The sequence below is a fragment of the Streptomyces sp. bgisy130 genome, assembly GCF_057708345.1.
In genome coordinates, this window is sequence record NZ_JBYISA010000002.1 from 311,897 (window position 1) to 328,668 (window position 16,772).

The 16,772-nt window shown below is 70.6% G+C and carries 19 protein-coding genes; 13 read left to right on the forward strand and 6 right to left on the reverse strand.

Annotated elements, in window-relative coordinates; translation table 11 throughout:
• Positions 1 to 56: 56 nt before the first annotated feature.
• Positions 57 to 2,147: a SpoIIE family protein phosphatase gene (locus AC3EUV_RS04105; protein WP_432144477.1), complete on the reverse strand. Its 2,091-nt coding sequence runs from the start codon at positions 2,145 to 2,147 to the stop codon at positions 57 to 59.
• A gap of 221 nt (positions 2,148 to 2,368) precedes the next feature.
• Here AC3EUV_RS04105 and AC3EUV_RS04110 point away from each other — a divergent pair, with 221 nt between their 5' ends.
• Together AC3EUV_RS04110 and AC3EUV_RS04115 are read left to right on the forward strand one after the other, a co-directional pair.
• Positions 2,369 to 2,869 (forward strand): MarR family winged helix-turn-helix transcriptional regulator, encoded by a 501-nt coding sequence (locus AC3EUV_RS04110; protein WP_432144476.1) that lies wholly within the window; start codon positions 2,369 to 2,371, stop codon positions 2,867 to 2,869.
• Positions 2,860 to 4,110 (forward strand): MFS transporter, encoded by a 1,251-nt coding sequence (locus tag AC3EUV_RS04115; protein ID WP_432144475.1) that lies wholly within the window; start codon positions 2,860 to 2,862, stop codon positions 4,108 to 4,110. The genes AC3EUV_RS04110 and AC3EUV_RS04115 overlap by 10 nt, the downstream gene beginning before the upstream one ends.
• A 71-nt stretch (positions 4,111 to 4,181) precedes the next feature.
• Here the strand turns inward: AC3EUV_RS04115 and AC3EUV_RS04120 are convergent, their stop codons facing one another.
• A complete protein-coding gene (locus tag AC3EUV_RS04120) occupies positions 4,182 to 4,754 on the reverse strand; it encodes a hypothetical protein (RefSeq protein WP_488187949.1) in 573 nt (190 codons plus the stop codon).
• Positions 4,755 to 5,034: 280 nt separating this feature from the next.
• Between AC3EUV_RS04120 and AC3EUV_RS04125 the strand changes: the two genes are divergently transcribed.
• The 10 genes from AC3EUV_RS04125 to AC3EUV_RS04170 all read left to right on the forward strand — a co-directional run bounded on the left by AC3EUV_RS04125 (position 5,035) and on the right by AC3EUV_RS04170 (position 11,259).
• Positions 5,035 to 6,114 carry a PP2C family protein-serine/threonine phosphatase gene (locus AC3EUV_RS04125; protein ID WP_432144526.1) on the forward strand — a complete coding sequence of 360 codons (1,080 nt, stop codon included), beginning with the start codon at positions 5,035 to 5,037 and terminating at the stop codon, positions 6,112 to 6,114.
• Positions 6,115 to 6,168: 54 nt separating this feature from the next.
• Positions 6,169 to 6,489 carry a gas vesicle protein GvpO gene (locus AC3EUV_RS04130; RefSeq protein WP_432144473.1) on the forward strand — a complete coding sequence of 107 codons (321 nt, stop codon included), beginning with the start codon at positions 6,169 to 6,171 and terminating at the stop codon, positions 6,487 to 6,489.
• A 33-nt stretch (positions 6,490 to 6,522) separates the two neighbouring features.
• Positions 6,523 to 6,993 (forward strand): gas vesicle protein GvpJ, encoded by a 471-nt coding sequence (gene gvpJ / locus AC3EUV_RS04135; RefSeq protein WP_435602168.1) that lies wholly within the window; start codon positions 6,523 to 6,525, stop codon positions 6,991 to 6,993.
• A 3-nt stretch (positions 6,994 to 6,996) separates the two neighbouring features.
• Positions 6,997 to 7,743, forward strand: a complete 747-nt coding sequence (locus AC3EUV_RS04140; protein WP_432144471.1) for a GvpL/GvpF family gas vesicle protein — start codon at positions 6,997 to 6,999, stop codon at positions 7,741 to 7,743.
• A 1-nt stretch (position 7,744) separates the two neighbouring features.
• A complete protein-coding gene (locus AC3EUV_RS04145) occupies positions 7,745 to 7,969 on the forward strand; it encodes a gas vesicle protein GvpG (RefSeq protein ID WP_387236895.1) in 225 nt (74 codons plus the stop codon).
• 57 nt (positions 7,970 to 8,026) lie between these two features.
• Positions 8,027 to 8,386, forward strand: a complete 360-nt coding sequence (locus AC3EUV_RS04150) for a gas vesicle protein (RefSeq protein ID WP_432144470.1) — start codon at positions 8,027 to 8,029, stop codon at positions 8,384 to 8,386.
• Positions 8,383 to 9,204 carry a GvpL/GvpF family gas vesicle protein gene (locus AC3EUV_RS04155; protein ID WP_432144469.1) on the forward strand — a complete coding sequence of 274 codons (822 nt, stop codon included), beginning with the start codon at positions 8,383 to 8,385 and terminating at the stop codon, positions 9,202 to 9,204. Before AC3EUV_RS04150 ends, AC3EUV_RS04155 begins: the two co-directional genes overlap by 4 nt.
• A 3-nt stretch (positions 9,205 to 9,207) precedes the next feature.
• On the forward strand, positions 9,208 to 9,438 hold the full coding sequence (locus AC3EUV_RS04160) for a gas vesicle protein (RefSeq protein WP_085925838.1): 231 nt from the start codon (positions 9,208 to 9,210) through the stop codon (positions 9,436 to 9,438).
• Entirely contained in the window at positions 9,435 to 9,752 is a 318-nt protein-coding gene (locus AC3EUV_RS04165) for a gas vesicle protein K (protein ID WP_435602169.1), read from the forward strand. Before AC3EUV_RS04160 ends, AC3EUV_RS04165 begins: the two co-directional genes overlap by 4 nt.
• Positions 9,753 to 9,948: 196 nt before the next feature.
• Positions 9,949 to 11,259, forward strand: coding sequence for a helix-turn-helix domain-containing protein (locus AC3EUV_RS04170; protein WP_432144467.1), 1,311 nt, complete (start codon positions 9,949 to 9,951; stop codon positions 11,257 to 11,259).
• Positions 11,260 to 11,482: 223 nt separating this feature from the next.
• On the opposite strand, the gene AC3EUV_RS04175 is transcribed toward AC3EUV_RS04170, so the two are convergent.
• A complete protein-coding gene (locus AC3EUV_RS04175) occupies positions 11,483 to 11,836 on the reverse strand; it encodes a beta/gamma crystallin domain-containing protein (protein ID WP_432144466.1) in 354 nt (117 codons plus the stop codon).
• Positions 11,837 to 12,160: 324 nt separating this feature from the next.
• On the opposite strand from AC3EUV_RS04175, the gene AC3EUV_RS04180 reads away from it, so the two are divergent.
• Positions 12,161 to 12,895: a S1 family peptidase gene (locus tag AC3EUV_RS04180; RefSeq protein ID WP_432144465.1), complete on the forward strand. Its 735-nt coding sequence runs from the start codon at positions 12,161 to 12,163 to the stop codon at positions 12,893 to 12,895.
• A gap of 17 nt (positions 12,896 to 12,912) precedes the next feature.
• On the opposite strand, the gene AC3EUV_RS04185 is transcribed toward AC3EUV_RS04180, so the two are convergent.
• From AC3EUV_RS04185 to AC3EUV_RS04195, 3 genes are read right to left on the reverse strand one after another with little or no spacing between them, the layout of a single operon-like run.
• Complete coding sequence (locus tag AC3EUV_RS04185; RefSeq protein ID WP_432144464.1) at positions 12,913 to 14,064, reverse strand: substrate-binding domain-containing protein; 1,152 nt, start codon at positions 14,062 to 14,064, stop codon at positions 12,913 to 12,915.
• Positions 14,065 to 14,102: 38 nt separating this feature from the next.
• Positions 14,103 to 15,143 (reverse strand): ABC transporter permease, encoded by a 1,041-nt coding sequence (locus AC3EUV_RS04190; RefSeq protein ID WP_432144463.1) that lies wholly within the window; start codon positions 15,141 to 15,143, stop codon positions 14,103 to 14,105.
• A gap of 2 nt (positions 15,144 to 15,145) precedes the next feature.
• Entirely contained in the window at positions 15,146 to 16,678 is a 1,533-nt protein-coding gene (locus AC3EUV_RS04195; RefSeq protein ID WP_432144462.1) for a sugar ABC transporter ATP-binding protein, read from the reverse strand.
• Between the last annotated feature and the right edge of the window lie 94 nt (positions 16,679 to 16,772).

Genomic DNA, 16,772 nt, shown 5'->3' on the forward strand with positions numbered 1-16,772 from the left:
GACTTCGCGGACGCGCCGTAGGGCAGGGCTTCGGGGACACACCTACGGGACAGCCCTTAGAGCGCCTCCGGCATGAACCGCTCGGTCCCCGCGATCAGCAGGGCGACATCGTCCGGGTCGTCGGGGCGCCGTAGTTCGCGGAGGAGGCGGTCGCAGGTTTCTTCCAGGGAGCGGTCGGGGGCGTCCAGCAGGCGGAGCAGGGTGTCGAGGCGTTCGTCGAGTGAGTGGTGGCGGGTTTCCACCAAGCCGTCGGTGTAGAGGACCAGTTGGTCGCCGGGGTCGAGGGCGAAGGTGATGGTCTCGAAGGGGACGCCGCCCACGCCGAGTGGTGTGCCCGTGGGCAGGTCGAGGAGCTCGGGGTGCTTGCCGCGGCGTACGAGGGCGGGCGGCAGATGGCCGGCGGTGGCGATGTGGAGCACCGCGCGGTGCGGATCGTAGGTGGCGTAGACACAGGTGGCGATGTAGTGCTCCAGACCCGAGGTGATCTTGTCGAGGTGCTGGAGGACCTGGGCGGGGTCGAGGTCGAGATCGGCGAACGCCCAGGTCGCGGTGCGCAGACGGCCCATGGTGGCGGCGGCGTCGATACCGCTGCCCATGACGTCGCCCACGACGAGGCCGGTCTTGTCGCCGTCGAGCGGGAGGACGTCGTACCAGTCGCCGCCGATCTCGTAGGTGGCCTGCGCGGGCCGGTACCGGGAGGCGAGCTGTAGACCAGGACGGTGCGGCGGATGGTCGGGGAGCAGGCTGCGCTGGAGGGTCTCGGCGGCGTTGCGCACGCTCTGGTGCGAGCGGGCGTTGTCGATGCATACGGCGGCACGGGAGGCCAGTTCGGAGGCGAGGGCGAGGTCGTCCTCGTCGAAGGCGGGCGAGTTGCGCGTGCGGATGAGGCCCAGGACGCCGAGGATATGGCCGCGGGCGGTGAGCGGGGCCAGCAGGTAGGAGTGCACCCCGGCGCGGGCCAGCAAGGTGGCGGCGTGGTCGTCGCGGGCGATGCGCGCCAGGTCGTCGGCATCGGCGTGCGGCACGAGGATCGGGCGGCCGGTGCGTACGCACTGGGTGGCCAGGCGGTCGGTGTCGTACGCGGCGATATGGCCGGGCGGATCGGCGGCCTGGACGGCCTCGGTGGGGTAGGCGGCCTTGACCGCGAGGGCGCGGAAGAGCGCCGTGCCGTCGTCGGGGGTGGGTCGGTGCTCGTCCAGGACGGAGTCCAGGACATCGACCGTCACCACGTCGGCGAGCTCGGGAACGGTGACCTCGGCGAGTTCCCGGGCGGTCTGTCCCACCTCCAGCGTCGTGCCGATCCGGGCCGAGCCGTCGGCGATCAGCGCCAGCCGCTGCCGGGCCTCGGCGGCCTCCCTGGCCGACTGATACCGGTCGGTGACATCCACCACCAGGTCGGCCACTCCGAGCACCCGCCCCTGTGGGTCCTCCAGCCGGTACAGCGAGATCGACCAGGCGTGCTCGTGGCCCGGGTCGGAGGGGGTACGGCCGACGACCGTGGTCTGGTCGACCATCGGCGTCCCGGTCTTGAGGACCTGCCGCATCGCGGCCTCGGGTACCTCGAACTTCGCGGCGGTCATGATCTCGCGGTAGTGCCGTCCGAGGTGATCCTTCGCGGGTATGCCGTGCATCCGCTCCAGGGCAGGGTTGACGGCCACATACCGCAGTTCGGTGTCGAGCATCGCCAGTCCGATGGGGGACTGGGAGATCAGCCGGGTGGACAGGGCGACATCCCGCTCCACCTCGCGGAGCGTCGAGGAGTCGGTGGCCAGCCCGAGGGCGTAGAAGTCGCCGTGGTCGTCCATCAGCCGCATGTTGCGCAGCTCCACCAGCCGTATGGTGCCGTCCTTGTGCCGGACGGGGAAGGTGCCGCTCCAGCTGCGGCCGGTCGCCATGACCCCGGAGAACCTTCCGATCACCAGGTCCCAGTGCTCCTGGTGGATGAGCAGGGGCGCCGCGTACCGCCCGAGCGCTTCCTCGGCGGTGTAGCCGTACAGGTCCTCGGCCTGCGGGCTCCACAGCACGATCCGCCCATCGGAGTCCAGGAGGACCGCGGCCACACCGAGGAGGTCCATCAGCCCGCTCGGCTGTGGCGGTACTCCCTCCGGCTGCCCGGCCTCGGCCGGACGCCCGTCGGCTGCGCTCACCCGGGCACTCCTTCCACCCGACGGACCACCTGGCCGGCCCTCGCTCCGGTCCGTGGCCTGTCCACCTCGCTGGCCGTGGCCCTCCCCTTCGCTGGTGAGTGCTGTGGCTTCCATGGTCCACCAGGACCGGCCGCCCGCACACTCCGTCCCGCGGGGGCCCCGGCGCCACTTGGCCGGAAGCAACCTGACAGCACTTACATAAGCGCTGTTACGATCCGCGGATGGCCGAGGACCCCACGTTCGATCCCACCGAGCAGACCCTGTGGCGGCCGCTGCGGCAGCTCCAGGCAGCGATGGACGCGGACATCGCCCGGATCTATGCCGAGGAACGGATCACCGGGCTCAAGCCGAGCTTCGTCCTGGAGCTGCTCCGGCTGCACGCCCGCGGGCCGATGACCATCACCGCACTGGCCGAGTCGGTCGGCCGGACGCACTCCGCACTCAGCCAGAAGGTGGCCGCGATGCGCGCGGCCGGCTGGGTGGAGACCGTGGCGGGCGACGATGCACGCAGCAAGAAGGTGACGCTCACGGAACGGGCCCGCGGCATCGCCGGACGGCTGGCCGCGGAGTGGCGCGCCACCGAGGCGGCCGTCGCCGAGATCGAGGCCGAGCTCCCCTATCCGCTGACCCGGGTCGTCACCGACATCGAGCAGTTGCTCGCGCGCAAGAGCTTCCACGACCGGATCGCCGAGAAGCTGGCCGAGGAACCCGCATGGGAGTGAAGCACGCGCTGCTCGATGTGACCCCGCTGCGGCGGTCGGCACCGTTCCGGCGGCTGTGGCTGGGCCAGGCGCTCTCCCGGCTCGGCGGGCACATGACCCTGGTCACCGTGATGTTCCAGGTCTGGCAGACGACCCACAGCACCGTCTGGACCGGGGCCGTCGGCCTGGCCCAGGCGATCCCCCTCATCGTGCTCGGCCTCTTCGTCGGGTCGGTTGTCGACCGTGTGGACCGGCGGAAGTTCTACCTGATCATGACGACCGGCCAGGCCGGGTGCGTGCTGCTGCTCGCCCTGCAAGGGCTCGTCGGGCAGTTCCCGACGCCCGCCGTGCTGTTACTGGTCGCGGTGGAGTCCTGCTTCACGGCCGGCAGCACACCGGTGTCCCGCACCTTCATTCCGCGTCTGCTGCCGGAGCAACAGCTCGCAGCCGGGCTGGCATTGAACCGGATCTCCTTCCAGGGCGCCATGCTGATGGGCCCCGCTCTGGGCGGGCTGATCCTGGGCCGTCTGGGCGTCGGCGGCTGTTATCTGATCGACGCGCTCACCTTCGCCGCCGCGTTCTACGGGGCGTACGGCCTGCCCCGGATGAGCCCCGGCGACGAGCCCGCCCGGCCCGGTCTGCGCGGTGTGGCGGACGGCCTGGCCTTCCTGGTCCGCACCCCCGTCATCCGCGGCGCGCTCCTCACGGACCTGGCCACCACTCTGCTGTCGATGCCGATCAGCCTGTTCCCCCAGGTCAACGCGGAACGGTTTGGAGGCAATCCCCGCACGCTCGGCCTCTTTCTGGCTGCCGTGGCCGCCGGCGGGGTCCTCGCATCCCTCTTCGCCGGGAGCTTCACCCGCCGCTCCCGCCCCGGTCTCGTCATGCTCGCCGGCTCGGCCACCTGGGGCGCGGCCCTCGCGCTGTTCGGCCTGTCGGCCGACCCCTGGGCCGGCCTGGCCTTCCTGACCCTGGCGGGCGCCGCCGACACCGTTTCCGTCGTCTCCCGAAGCACCCTCGTGCAGCTGCACACCCCCGACGAACTGCTGGGCCGCGTCAGCGCCGCAGAACAGATCGTCGGACAGGCCGGCCCGGACCTCGGCAACCTGCGCGGCGGCCTCGTCGCGGACGCCACATCAGGCGCGACGGCCCTGGTCAGCGGCGGTCTGCTGTGCATCGGCGCGGTGGCCCTGGTCGGCTCGACGACACCGGGACTGCGGTGGTTCTCGGCGCCGGCCGCGCGTGGGGCGGAGGCCGGTTAGGGGCGTCTTTCCGGCATCTCGGGCCGGCGGTCGGCGGTCGGCGGTCGGCGGTCGGCGCGAGATCATCCCGGTCAGCCGTTCTCCCTGGCCGGTTCCTGCTCCGGTTCCTGCTTCGGCTCCGGTTCCGGCGCCTTGCCGGGCCAGATGGTGGTGGTGACGGGCCAGATGAGGCTGTAGACGAGGACCTTGGTGAGCGGGTTGAGCCAGACGAGCAGCGGAGCCGCCTTGTCGAGCGTGCCGACCAGCGCCACCAACCCGAAGATCATGCCGACACCGAGCGCGTAGGCCAGCAGGAACCTGAACCAGGACTTCCAGGCGTCGACGACGGCCGCGCGGCCGTGGAGTACCGGCCGGGGCGGTGCGGCGCCCGCACCGAAGCGGCAGGCGAATTTCGCGTCGGCCCAGCGGACGGTGCGGTGTCCGTAGACGACGGTGAGGCCGAGGTAGGCGGCCGACAGGCCGTGCCAGACGGTCGGTCCGGCGCCGTCCTGGATGCTGACGACGGTGGCTCCCAGGAGCACGACATCGATCAGCGGGACACACAGCAGCAGCCCGCCACCCAGGGTCCGCCAGCCGGCGGCGTAGCGGGCCGCCAGGCCGCCGACCAGGAAGATCCAAAAAAGCACATCACAAGCGAGAATCAAGTAAAAGATGATGCTGCCCCCCTATGCACAATTCGATCATTATCTCCGGGGAGACCATTGACCCGGCACCCGGATCCGGCCAGTCCGAAGCCCCACGCCCCCGCCCCGGCCCCGGGCCCGGCCGGAAGCCCGCCCGTAACGAGCACATCGAGCCCACAGGGCGTATATGTGAAGCCATCGGAATGACTCACCTGGCGGTGCGGCACACCGTCCGCCGGCCACCGCGTCGCGGGCGCGGTCCGGCAGCAGGAGATGCGCTGTGAATGGCCTGCAACCCACGCTGGCGAAGGTGCCCTGGATACTCGCGGCGCTGGCCCTCCTGGTCGGCGTCCTGCTGAACCTTTTCGCGCCCGAGCCGTATATGGGGCTCCCGCTGCTGGCCGCCGCGCCGCTCGTCGCCGGGGCCACGCTCACCTTCCGGTCCGCGCTCGCCGTCGTGTGTGTCACCTGTGTGGTCTCGGTGGCCCTGGACATCGAGCGGGGGCGTCCGGCGACGCCGCTGCTGGTCGATCTGGCCGTGGTCGGTCTGATCGGGGTGCTGGCGCTCGGGGTCAACCGGCTCATCGTGCGCCAGGGCCGCGATCTGGCGCTGGCCAGGGATGTCGCAGAGGCGGTCCAGCGGGCGGTGCTCCCGGACCCGCCGAAGGAGGCCGGGCCGCTGGCCGTGGCCGCCGGGTACACCGCGGCGCAGGCCGAGGCTCGGATCGGCGGTGATTTCTACGCGGTGCAGGAGACGCCGTTCGGGGTACGGATGATCATCGGCGATGTGCGGGGCAAGGGCATCAAGGCCGTCGCCGCGGTGTCGGTCGCGCTCGGTGCCTTCCGGCAGGAGGCCGAATATGCTCCCAGCCTGAACACGCTGGGGCAGCGGTTGGACGAGGCGCTGGCCAGGGCGGCGGCCCGGAGCGGGCCGGTGATCTCCAGTGAGGGCTTCACCACCGCCGTGCTGGCCGAGGTCTCCGCCGACGGCGAAATGCTGAGCCTGGTGAACCGCGGGCATCCACCCCCGTATCTGGTGCACGGCGGGCAGCTCGTACGGCTCGACCCGACCATCCCTCAGCTGCCCCTCGGGGTGGGGCTGGGCGACCTCACCCCGGCGGCCTCCGTACCCGTCGACGGGGTGCGGCTGCCCCCGGGTGCCTCGCTGCTGCTGATCACGGACGGGGTCACCGAGGCGCGGGACAGGCGGGGCACCTTCTATGACCCGGTGTGCTCGGGGCGCCTGGGCCGTCGGTTCACGGAACCCGAGGCGCTGGTGGAGGCCGTGACCAAGGATGTCGGCCGCTGGACCGAGGGCGACCGCGAGGACGACATGGCCATCCTGGCCGTCACCCGGCGCCCCCCTCCACGCGACGCCTGATCAGATTGGTCCCGCTCAGGATGCGCTGGGCAGGGAGACCATGAGACTTGGGGTATGGCAGAGCAATCCCGCACGCGGGTCCGGTCGTCCACGGCTGCCCGTAAACGGAAGACAACGCCGGAGAACACCCCGGCGGAGGTGGCGCAGCGCGCCGCCGAATTGCTTCAGAGCGTGATCAGCCACCGGACCGAAGGGGTTTCGGCGGTACGGCGGACCGACGACGGCTGGTGTGTCGTGGTGGATGTGCTGGAGCTGGCGCGGATCCCGGACACCACGAGCCTTCTTGCGACGTACGAGGTAAGGCTCGACAACGAGGGCGAACTGCGCGAGTACTACCGGACCCACCGCTATCGACGAGGTGCGGCCGATCAGTGAGCGCCGTCCCGACCAGCTGAAAGGGCACCCCAGATGAGCATGACGACCTATACCGGCCTGTCCGGAGAGGTAATTCCCTGCCCGCCCAGGGCCGGCACGTTGTACGACGTGATGGAGCTCATCCTGGACCGCGGAATGGTCATCGATGTCTTCATACGGGTGTCCCTGGTGGGGATCGAGATTCTGAAGATTGATGCCCGCATCGTGGTCGCCAGCGTGGATACCTACCTGCGGTTCGCGGAGGCGTGCAATCGGCTGGATCTGGAGCGGGATTCGGGCAGTGTCACCGTTCCCGAACTCTTCAGCGGCCAGGCCGCCAAAGGCATCGGAAAGCGCAAGGTGAAAGACGCCGCCAAATCCGTGGGCGAAACCGTCCGTTCGGCGGTGGGCAAGGGTGATGACGGGGATGACGATGCGGACGAGGAAGCGCAGCCGCAGCGCCGGCGGCGCAGTACCGCCCGGTCCGGAGCCGCTTCCCGCCGGCGGCGCGCAGAGGAGGAATGACCCGTGACGGACGACGGTATCTACGTTTACGGCATCATCCGGACCGATCGCCCGTTGCCCTCGGATGTGGGCGGAGTCGGGGATCCTCCGGGCGTCGTGGAGAAGATCGCGGAGGGACGGGTCGCCGCGGTCGTGAGCCAGGCGCCGCCGAAGCTGCGGGCCCGCCGCCGCGACCTGCTGGCGCATCAGGAGCTGCTGCTGGCCCTGTCCGAACGCGGGCCCGTCCTGCCCATGCGATTCGGCATGGTGGCGCCGGACGAGACGGTGATCCGCCGTCAGCTGGCCGACGACGAGGAACGCCATCTGGCGGCGCTGGAAAGCCTCGCGGGCCGGGTTGAGATCAATGTCAAGGCGATGCCGGCCGACGACTCGCTCGCCGCGCTCGTCAAAGGGGACGCCACCATCCGTGGGCTGCGCGAAGAGGTGCACCGGCGGCCCAGCTACGAGGCCAATATGCGGCTGGGAGAGGCGGTGGCGACCGCGCTGTCCCGCCGGGCCGCCGAAGCGGGCCAGGAAATCGTGCGTGAGCTGAAGCCCTGGGCCCATGCGGTCCGCCCCGGGCCGGAGGTATCCGGGTGCCAGGTCAATATGTCGTTCCTGGTGGACCGGACCGACAGCGCCGAATTCGCCGCGGAGGCGGAGCGCCTGGCCCAGGACCGGCGCGAGCGCGTCGCCCTGCGGGTGGCGGGACCGCTGCCCTGCTACAGCTTCCTGGAGCCGCAGGTGCTCGCGGGAAGAACCGGCGGCTGACATGGGGCTGATCAGCGGAGTGCTCACCCTGCCGCTCGCCCCGGTGCGGGGAGTGGTGTGGGTGGCCGACCAACTCGCCCGGGCCGCCGACCGCGAGCTGCACGACCCCTCCGTCATCCGCGCCCGGCTCGCCGCGCTGAACCAGGAGTACGAGGCCGGGCACCTCAGCAAAGCGGCGTTCGAGCGCGAAGAGGACCAACTGCTCGACCTGCTGTACGAGAGCTGACCGGCGCGCCGGACCCGCCGCCCGCCCGGTACGCCACGAAGAGGAAGGAGTGCCCCCGTGACCGATGTCGACCACCGACCGGCCGCTCCTCCTGCCAACGGTCCCAGCACCGCGAACCTCGCCGACATCCTTGAACGCGTCCTCGACAAGGGCATCGTCATCGCCGGGGACATCAAGATCGATCTGCTGGACATCGAACTGCTCACCATCAGGCTGCGCCTGTTCGTCGCCTCGGTGGAGACCGCCAGAAAAGCCGGGATCGACTGGTGGGAGACCGATCCGGCGCTCAGCTCCAAGGCGGCGCGGAGTGAACTGCGGGAGGAGAACGACCGGTTGCGCGAGCGGCTGGAGGCGCTGGAGTCCGCCGACGACGGCGAGGCGGCCACCTCCCGGACGAAGGAGAAGGCGGGGTCATGACGAGCGAGCAGCCCGGCGCCCCGGAGAGCACAACCACGACCGCGACTTATGTCTATGCGGTGTGCCGTCGGCTGGACCCGGCCATCCTCAGCGGGCTCGCGGGCCTCGCCGCCGGCTTCCCCGTGCGCACCCTGCCGCTCGGCCCCCTCACCGCGGTCGTCCAGCACGTACCGGCCGACGGGTTCACCGAGGACGCCTGGCAGCAGCGGCTGTCGGACCGTGCGGAACTGGAGCGCTGCGCCCGGGCGCACCACGAGGTGGTGACCGCGGCCGCCGCCTGCGGGCCGACGGTGCCGCTGGCACTCGCCACCCTCTACCGCGGGGACGAGCGGGCACAACAGGCCCTCGGCGCGGACCAGGACCGCTTCGCCACAGCGCTGGCCCGCATCGAGGGCCACGCCGAATGGGGGGTGAAGGTCAGTCTCCCGGCGACCGTGCCGGAGGCACCGCAGAGCACACCACCGGCACCTCCCCGGAACGGCGGCGGATCGTCCGGCGGGGCGGGCCGTGCCTACCTGGAACGCAAACGCGGGCTGCACCAGGCGCGCGAGCAGCACCACGACCGGGCGCTGCGGACCGCCGAGGACATTGATGCCGTCCTGAGCCGTCTGGCCACCGCCACCCGCCGGCTCCGCCCGCACAGCCAGGAGATGACGGGGGAGCGGCACCGTCTGCAAGTGCTCAACGCCGCCTACCTGGTGACGATCGTGCGCGAGAAGCAACTTCTCGATGCGGTGGAGCTCTTGCGGCTCCGTACCGGCGCGGAGGTCGAGGTATCCGGCCCCTGGGTGCCGTACTCCTTCGCCGGGGAGGTGTGAGCGGTGTCCGCTCACGAGCCCGTCCCCTGGGACACCCCGGGCCCGCTCGCCGGGCCGATCGGGGTACCGCTGGTCGACCTCCTGGACCGCGTCCTGTCCACCGGGGTCGTGGTCAGCGGCGATCTGGTCATCGCCATCGCCGATGTGCCGCTGGTCCGGCTCTCCCTGCACGCACTGCTGTCGTCGGTCAACGAACGCGTCCCCGCGCCGTGGTCGGACGGAGGCCCGCTGTGAGCCGGAGGCCCGCGGTGACCGGAGGAAAGCCGGGTACGCCGGAGAGCAGAGTCGACCTCGACCGTGAGCAAATGGGCCGCGATCTGGTCTCCCTGGTGCTCACCGTGGTGGAGCTGCTGCGGCAGTTGATGGAACGTCAGGCCATCCGCCGCGTGGAGCAGGGTGACCTGAGCGATGAGCAGGTGGAACACATCGGGGAGACCCTGATGCATCTCGAAGCACGGATGACCGAGCTGTGCGAGCAGCACGACATGCGCCTGGAAGACCTCAATCTGGATCTGGGACCGCTGGGATCCCTCCTGCCCCGCAACTGAGAACGCCGGCCCGTCTACGTCAACTCCGCCTGTGGTGCCTGGACGAACGGAGATTGCGGGGTGATTCCTCCCAGCCACCACGAATATTGGGCAGTTGTGGATGCTGGAACACAGAACGGACTTCGGCCGGGGGACATCTAAGGGCCTGGAACGTGCAAAGGGGACGCGCCGGGTCAGGCGGGGAAGGGGAACAACGATGTCTGGGGCGATGGGGGCTGCCGGGGACGCGGACACGTTCGCGGAGTTGTTACGGGGGTTGAAGGAACGCTCGGGGCTGAGCTACGGGACGCTCGCCAAGCGGCTGCACATGAGCACATCGACGCTGCACCGCTACTGCCGCGGTAGCGCGGTGCCGACCGAATACGCGCCGGCCGAGCGGCTCGCGCGGGCGTGCCGGGCAACCCCCGAGGAACTGATCGAGCTGCACCGGCGGTGGATTCTGGCGGATGCGGAGCGGGGGCGCCGGCGGCCGAGGCCGAGTGGGGTGGTGGAGCGCGGCGCCGGGGCCGACGAGCCCGAGGGAACACCGAAGCCGGCTGCGTCGGTGCCCGCCGCCGGCGGAAGTGATGAACCGGCTGTCGGCGGCGCTGTCCCGTTCGCTCCTGTGCGGCCCCGGCGGCGCCGCTTCACGCTCATCGCCTCCGTCGCCGCGGCAGCCGCTCTGGGAGCCGTCGTGCTGGCCGTGAATCTGCCGCCCTCCGGAGGCGACGGCAGCGGGCAGAAGTCCGCCGGGACCGACAGAGCCGGCACCGGCACTCCCCGCAGCACCGGTACCGCCCGTGCGCACGACAAGGGGCGGTCCGCACCGGCCGCTCCTTCTCCGTCCCGGAGTGCGAAGAGCGGCAGACCCTCCGCCTCGGCGTCAGAGCCCTCCGCCAACAACGGCGGGGGCGACGGCGAGCGCGCCGACGGCGTACGGGTCAATGTCGCCACCCGCCCCTATGTCTACGACAGCCCGTGCAGTCAGCACTTCCTGGTCGACAGGGAGCCCGAACAGGTCGGACCGCCCGCTGCCGAGCGGGACGCGCCCCGCTGGGCCGCCGCGAACGGAGCGGCCTCCTCGGGGGAGCAGCGGGTCGCGCTCACCGTGCAGGGCACCGGAAAAGAGACCGTCGTCCTGGAAGCCCTGCACGTACGCGTCGTCGCGAAGGGCGCCCCGCTCGCCTGGAACGACTACTCGATGGGCGTCGGATGCGGCGGCAACGTCGAGACCAAGTCATTCGACATCGACCTCGACACCGGCAGCCCCACCGTCGCCGTCAAGAACGGCCAGCGCGACTTCCCGTACAAGATCAGCCAGTCCGACCCGGAAGTCTTCTATGTCACCGCCCACACCAAGGCGCACGACGTCCGCTGGGACCTCACCCTGGACTGGTCCAGCGGGAACCACCACGGCACCGTGCACATCGACAACCGCGGCATCCCGTTCCGCACCAGTGCCGACGCCGGCCGCCCCGGCTACGACTACCCGTTGGGCGGCAGCGAGTGGGTCAAGCGGGAGGGGTAGCCTCGACGTTCTATTACGAAACTTCCCCCCTCGCTCTCGCCGCTCATGCCGATGCCGGCCACGCCCGGAAGGACGTGGCCGGCATCAGTGAGCCGGGTGCGGGCGGAGTGACGCTGCGGAAGTGCCGGCGCCCGTCCGGGGAGCGGCGCTATCCAGGAAGGGACGCGCAGTGGAAAGCGGCCGTCCCGGGCCAGTGCCGCCCCGTTGACCCGTCGTCAGCTCGTCACAGGATTTCGATGTCGTTGACCTTCGGCGGGCGGTTCGGGAAGGAGATCTCGTGCCACCGTTCGACCTTCACCGAATCGCCGTTCGCGTCGTAGTAGATTAAGTCGTTGTTCCCCGTGGAGATCTTGTCGACCCACCACCCGCCGAAGGAAATCTTCCCCGCGTTCGCGTAGCAGTCCACGCTCTGACGCCCGTCGCTGTGGGACCAGATCTTCAGGAAGTTCTCCCCGCCGCGGCAGGGGACCTTGTCGATGGCGAAAGCGTTGCCGGTCGGGACGGTCACGGTGAACGCGGCGGCTGCGGCGAAGGCCACGGCCACGGACCGCACTGCCTTCTTCGTTTTTGAGATCACAAGTTCTCCTTGCTCGATTGTCGAACCCGGAGCTCCATTCGCACCACCGGGGGTGGCGTCGGTGGGGTGCTCCGGTGATCCGAGCGTGTGGGGTGATCCGTCCCAGCCGCAACGAGAGCCGGGCAGTTCGGGACGCTGGGACGCGGAAATGGGGCACGACCAGGGGATATGCAAGCCGCCTGGGACACGGGAACGGGACGCATCAGCCACGGGGAAGAGGGAATAACTGGGCCGATTTCGTCCAGATCATTCGGAACCTTCTGGCGCAGCAGGGTGTCTCACCACGTGGTACGGCCCATGCCCCAAGGAGAGGAACTGGTCCGGATGTTGAATAGAGTTCGTGTGTTGCTGCTGACCGCCTTACTGCTCGTGACGGGCTCGGTGATGTCGTCCGCGCCGGCCTCCGCCGTCATCGGCGGGTCGAAGAGCACCTACGGCCCGTGGGCGGTGCGCATGCTCATCGACGGTGAACCGGTATGCACCGGGACGGCGGTGACACAGCAGTGGATCCTCAGCGCCTCGCACTGTTTCTACGAGCAGGCGCAGCCGGTCGCCGACAAGCGGATCTCGTTCCGGGTCGGCAGCCTCGACATGCGGAAGGGCACCACGGTCCACCCGCTCCCCGGCAGGCGCGTGGGAAGCGCGCACGCCGACATGATGCTCATCAAGGTCGCGCCGATGAAGATCCGCACGGCGCCGTTGGCCACGGCCGGAGTCCACCCCGGCCAGGTCGTGCGGCAATACGGGTGGGGTGCCACCTGCACCGAGGACGAAAACACCTGCCAGTCTCCCGTGCTCAAGCAGTCGGACCTGCGGGTCGTACGGCCGGACGACCCCCGTTGCAAGGGCTACACCGCCCCGGGCGGCCCGGACTTCTGCATGGAAAAGGTGTCCGGAATACCAGCCGGCGGCGACTCCGGAGGCCCGGTGATGAGCATCGCCCCGCGCGGCGCCGAAACCCTCCTCGGTGTCTTCGACGGCTCTGACCGGGAGACGGTCGCTGAGGCCGGGGAGATTTCCCAGCAACTCGCCTGGATCCGCTCAGTCACCCGGAAATAAAACAGACCGTGCCGGGCTTATTTGCCCCAGATTTTCAGATACGCCGCACGATAGCCGGGCGGGTCCCAGGACGTGGCCCCGCCGCTGTTGGCGGCCGTGGAGATGTGGACGGGCGCGACATAGCCACTGGGGGGCTCGCCGGAGAAAGCGCGGTTGAATTCGTCGAGGATCTGCCAGCCCTGCTGGGAGAGCGGCTCGGGAACGGTGGCTGCCTGAAACTGCCGGCTGTTGATGCGCTGGAAGGCGGAGGGATCGCCGTCCCCCGCGCCGATGTTGAACGGGGCGCCGGCGCCTTTCTTGCCCGCCGCGCGCAGAGCCGGTGCGGCGTCGGCGAAGTACACATCGTTGATGGCGACGGAGTACGTCCACCGGTCCCCGAAGCGGGAGAGCAGCGAGGAGACCTGCTGGGGCGTCCGGCTGCTGGTGTCCGGGATCGGGATGTTCTCCTCCGCCAGCAGCCGCACGCCGTCACAGACGGCCAGCCCTTTCTTGATCAGTTCGGATTTGCTTCTGGCGAACGGGATCGAGGCGTCCGTGAACACCACGGCTCCGGCGCGGCCTTGGGAGTGCGCGATGACCCAGTCCGCGCTGATCTCCGCCACATCCTGGACCCTGGTGGTGATGTTGCTGAACAGCTCCGGGTCCTTGCTCGGGCCGGGGGAGTCGACCGCATGCCAGCCGATGAGCGGAATGTGCCGGGCGTTGGCCTTGGCGACCTGCTGCGAGGTCAGCTTGGGGTCGAAGCCGCCGATCACGATGCCCGAGGGCCGCAGGGCGAGGGCCTGGCTGAAGGCCGCCTGGATCCCGGCGGGGGTGCCCTGGCCATCGATCACCCGGACGTTCCAGCCGAGCGCCTTCGCCGCCTCCCGCACCCCCTTGGCGGCACCGGCCACACCGGGGTTGGTCATGGTCTGGGCGACATAGACGATGCTTTTGCCGGGGACCGCCAGGGGGCCGCGGGTGGGGCCGTCCCATACGGGGTTGGTCTTCATGGCCCGTTGCACGGCCGCCTGGGCACCGGCCAGTACGGCGGGGCAGCCGGCCGTCGTCGGACCCGGGGCGGAGGGCCCGCCACCGGTCGAGGTGCCGCGCTCGCAGCCGGCGAGGGCAGCGGCCACCACCGCCGCGGCGGCGGTGAGGCCCAGGGCAGTCCTGCGGTTCGGGTGCACGGGTGCTCCTCGCGGAGGGACGACACGGTGAGGGCCTGTCACGAGGTCACTTTCCGCAGGTCCTTGTGGGCTTGCGGCGGTTCCGCCCGTCGGTGGCGCAGCTGTCGGCGCGCGGCGTAGCCGGCCATGCCGACGGCGAGGAGCAGGGTGGCGCCGTTGAACAGCGGGGTGACCCAGAACTGGGCGCCGAACTGGCCGATGCCGGCGAGGCCGATGGCGAGGATGACGACCGCGACCAGAGTGCCCAGCGCGTTCGGGCGGCCGGGTTTGATCGCGGTCGAGCCGAGCAGCGCACCGACGAACGCGGGCAGCAGATAGTCCAGGCCGACACTGGGGTTGCCGATGCGCTGCTGCGCCGCGAGCAGGACCCCGGCGACGCCGACGACCAGGCCCGATCCGGCGAACGCGTAGACCACGTAGCGCCGGGAGGGGATGCCCAGCAGATCGGCGGCGCGGGGGTTGGAGCCGATGACGTACAGATACCGGCCGAGGGGCAGCCGTTCCAGGAGCAGCCACAGCACGGCGGTGAGGGCGAGGACGTAGAACGCGGAGACCGGCAGGCCGAGGAACCTGGAGTCGTAGAGGTCGGTGAAGGCGGTCGGCAGCCCCTGCGGGCCGGGGATGATGCGGGCCCCGTTGGTGATCCAGCCGGTGAGCGCGTACAGCATGCTGCCGGTGCCGAGGGTGGCGATAAAGGAGTTGATCTTCGCGAATTCGACCACGATGCCGTTGAAGGTGCCGACGACCGCCCCGCCGGCGACCACCACGAGACAGACGAGCGGCCAGGGCCACGCCGCATGCGCGAGGAGCTGCATCGTCATCACATGCGCGAGGCCGAGGCCGTAGCCGATGGACAGGTCGAAATTGCCGGTGACGATGGGGATCATCGCGCCGAGCGCGAGGAGGGCGGGGATCGACTGGTTGGACAGGATCTCGGAGATGTTGTCCAGGGTGGGAAAGGTGTCCGGCAGGGCGAGGGAGAAGGCCAGGAACAGCAGGGCGGTGAGGGCCAGGAGGCCGTAGGCGCCGACGAGGTGCCCCAGCCGGCGGCCGAGCGGGGAATGCGGGGCGGGCGCCATGATCAGCTCGTCTCCCCGGTGAGCGCGGTCATGGCCGACGAGGCGCGGGCGAGCTCGGCGACCGTGAGGGCCCTGCCGCTCAGCTCCTCCGTCACCGCCCCGCGGACGAATACCAGGGCGCGATGGCACACATCGGCGACCTCCTCGAAGTCGGTGGACAGGAGCAGCACGGCGAGCCCTTCGGCCAGCGCGTCCTGGAGCAGCCGGTAGACCGCCGTTTTGGCGCCGACGTCCACCCCGGCGGTCGGCTCTTCGAGGATCAGCAGACTGCGCGGCATCCGGAGCCACCGGCCGACCATGACCTTCTGCTGGTTGCCTCCGGACAGGGTGGCGATCGGCGCCTCGCTGTCCCGGGGGTACACCGAGAACCGCTCGGCCAGGGCGGTGGCCTCGGCCCGCTCGCGCCGGGGGCTGATCCAGTGCCAGGCCGGCAGCCCGCCGGCCCGCGGGTTGGCCAGGAAGTTCTCCCGTACGGTCAGTTCCGCGGCACAGCCCTCCTCCTGACGGTCGCTGGTCACGAAGCCGACTCCGGCGGCGACGGCGTCGGTGACCGAGCCCGGGGCGTACGGCCGGCCGTTGAGCCGGGCGCGTCCGTCGACGACCGGCCGGGCGCCGGCCAGGGCGCGGCCCAGTTCCCGGTGGCCGGCGCCGGTGAGGCCCACCATGCCGAGGATCTCCCCGCCACGCAGTTCCAGGCTGACCGGTGCGGTGTTCTCGGTCCGTACGCCGTCGAGGCTCAGGACGGCCGGCCCGGCGGCGGGGGCGAAACGGTAGCCGACCGGTTCCTGGCCCACGATGTCGTGCACCAGCCGGGCAGGGCTGTGGCCGGCGAGCGGGCCCTGGCTGATGAGGCGGCCGTCGCGGAGGACGGCGAACACATCGGCGGCCTTGTACACCTCGTCGAGCCGGTGGGTGACGAAGACGAGGGCGTGACCCTGGTCGCGCAGGGTGTGCAGCACCTCGAAGAGCCGGGCGCAGTCCGCTGCCGGGAGGCTGGCGGTCGGCTCGTCGAGGACGATCAGCTCGGCCCGGGTGGCCAGTGCGCGGGCGATGGCCACCAAGGAGCGTTCGGCGCGCGGGAGGTCGGCGAGGACGGTGCCGGGGTCGAGGTGTGCGGCGACGATGCCCAGGGCCTCGGCGCACCGGGCGCGGGTCTGCCGCCAGGACAGCAGCCCGGCGCGGCGTGGGTAGCCGGTGCCCAGGGCGATGTTCTCGGCGACCGTCATCCACTCGACCAGCCCCAGGTCCTGGTGGATGAAGGACATGGTGCGGGCGGCGGCTTCGGTGCCCAGCGGGTGCCCGGCCACGGTCACCTCGCCCTCGTCCGCGTGGTGGACGCCGGCCAGCACCTTGATGAGGGTGGACTTCCCGGCACCGTTGGGACCGAGCAGGGCGAGGATGCTGCCGGCATGGATGTCGAGGTCGACCGCGTCCAGTGCGCGGGTGCCGCCGAAGTACTTGCACAGGCCGCGTATGCGGACGAGGGGCTCCGGGCCGTGGCGCGGGCGAGGGGTGCGGTCAGGAGCGTCGTGCACGGACTTCTCCGGGGTCGGCCTCGTGGTTCTTCCCGACGGAAAGGACACTGCTGCGGGCGCTTCGCGGTGCTGCGGGGCGCCGGGGCGAGCGGTC

Bases quoted from the DNA above. Each gene is read 5' to 3' on its own strand.
- AC3EUV_RS04110 (WP_432144476.1), top strand. From the start codon at position 2,369: ATGGCCGAGGACCCCACGTTCGATCCCACCGAGCAGACCCTGTGGCGG.
- AC3EUV_RS04115 (WP_432144475.1), top strand. From the start codon at position 2,860: ATGGGAGTGAAGCACGCGCTGCTCGATGTGACCCCGCTGCGGCGGTCG.
- AC3EUV_RS04130 (WP_432144473.1), top strand. From the start codon at position 6,169: ATGGCAGAGCAATCCCGCACGCGGGTCCGGTCGTCCACGGCTGCCCGT.
- gvpJ (WP_435602168.1), top strand. From the start codon at position 6,523: ATGAGCATGACGACCTATACCGGCCTGTCCGGAGAGGTAATTCCCTGC.
- AC3EUV_RS04145 (WP_387236895.1), top strand. From the start codon at position 7,745: ATGGGGCTGATCAGCGGAGTGCTCACCCTGCCGCTCGCCCCGGTGCGG.
- AC3EUV_RS04155 (WP_432144469.1), top strand. From the start codon at position 8,383: ATGACGAGCGAGCAGCCCGGCGCCCCGGAGAGCACAACCACGACCGCG.
- AC3EUV_RS04170 (WP_432144467.1), top strand. From the start codon at position 9,949: ATGTCTGGGGCGATGGGGGCTGCCGGGGACGCGGACACGTTCGCGGAG.
- AC3EUV_RS04180 (WP_432144465.1), top strand. From the start codon at position 12,161: ATGTTGAATAGAGTTCGTGTGTTGCTGCTGACCGCCTTACTGCTCGTG.
- AC3EUV_RS04190 (WP_432144463.1), bottom strand. From the start codon at position 15,143: ATGGCGCCCGCCCCGCATTCCCCGCTCGGCCGCCGGCTGGGGCACCTC.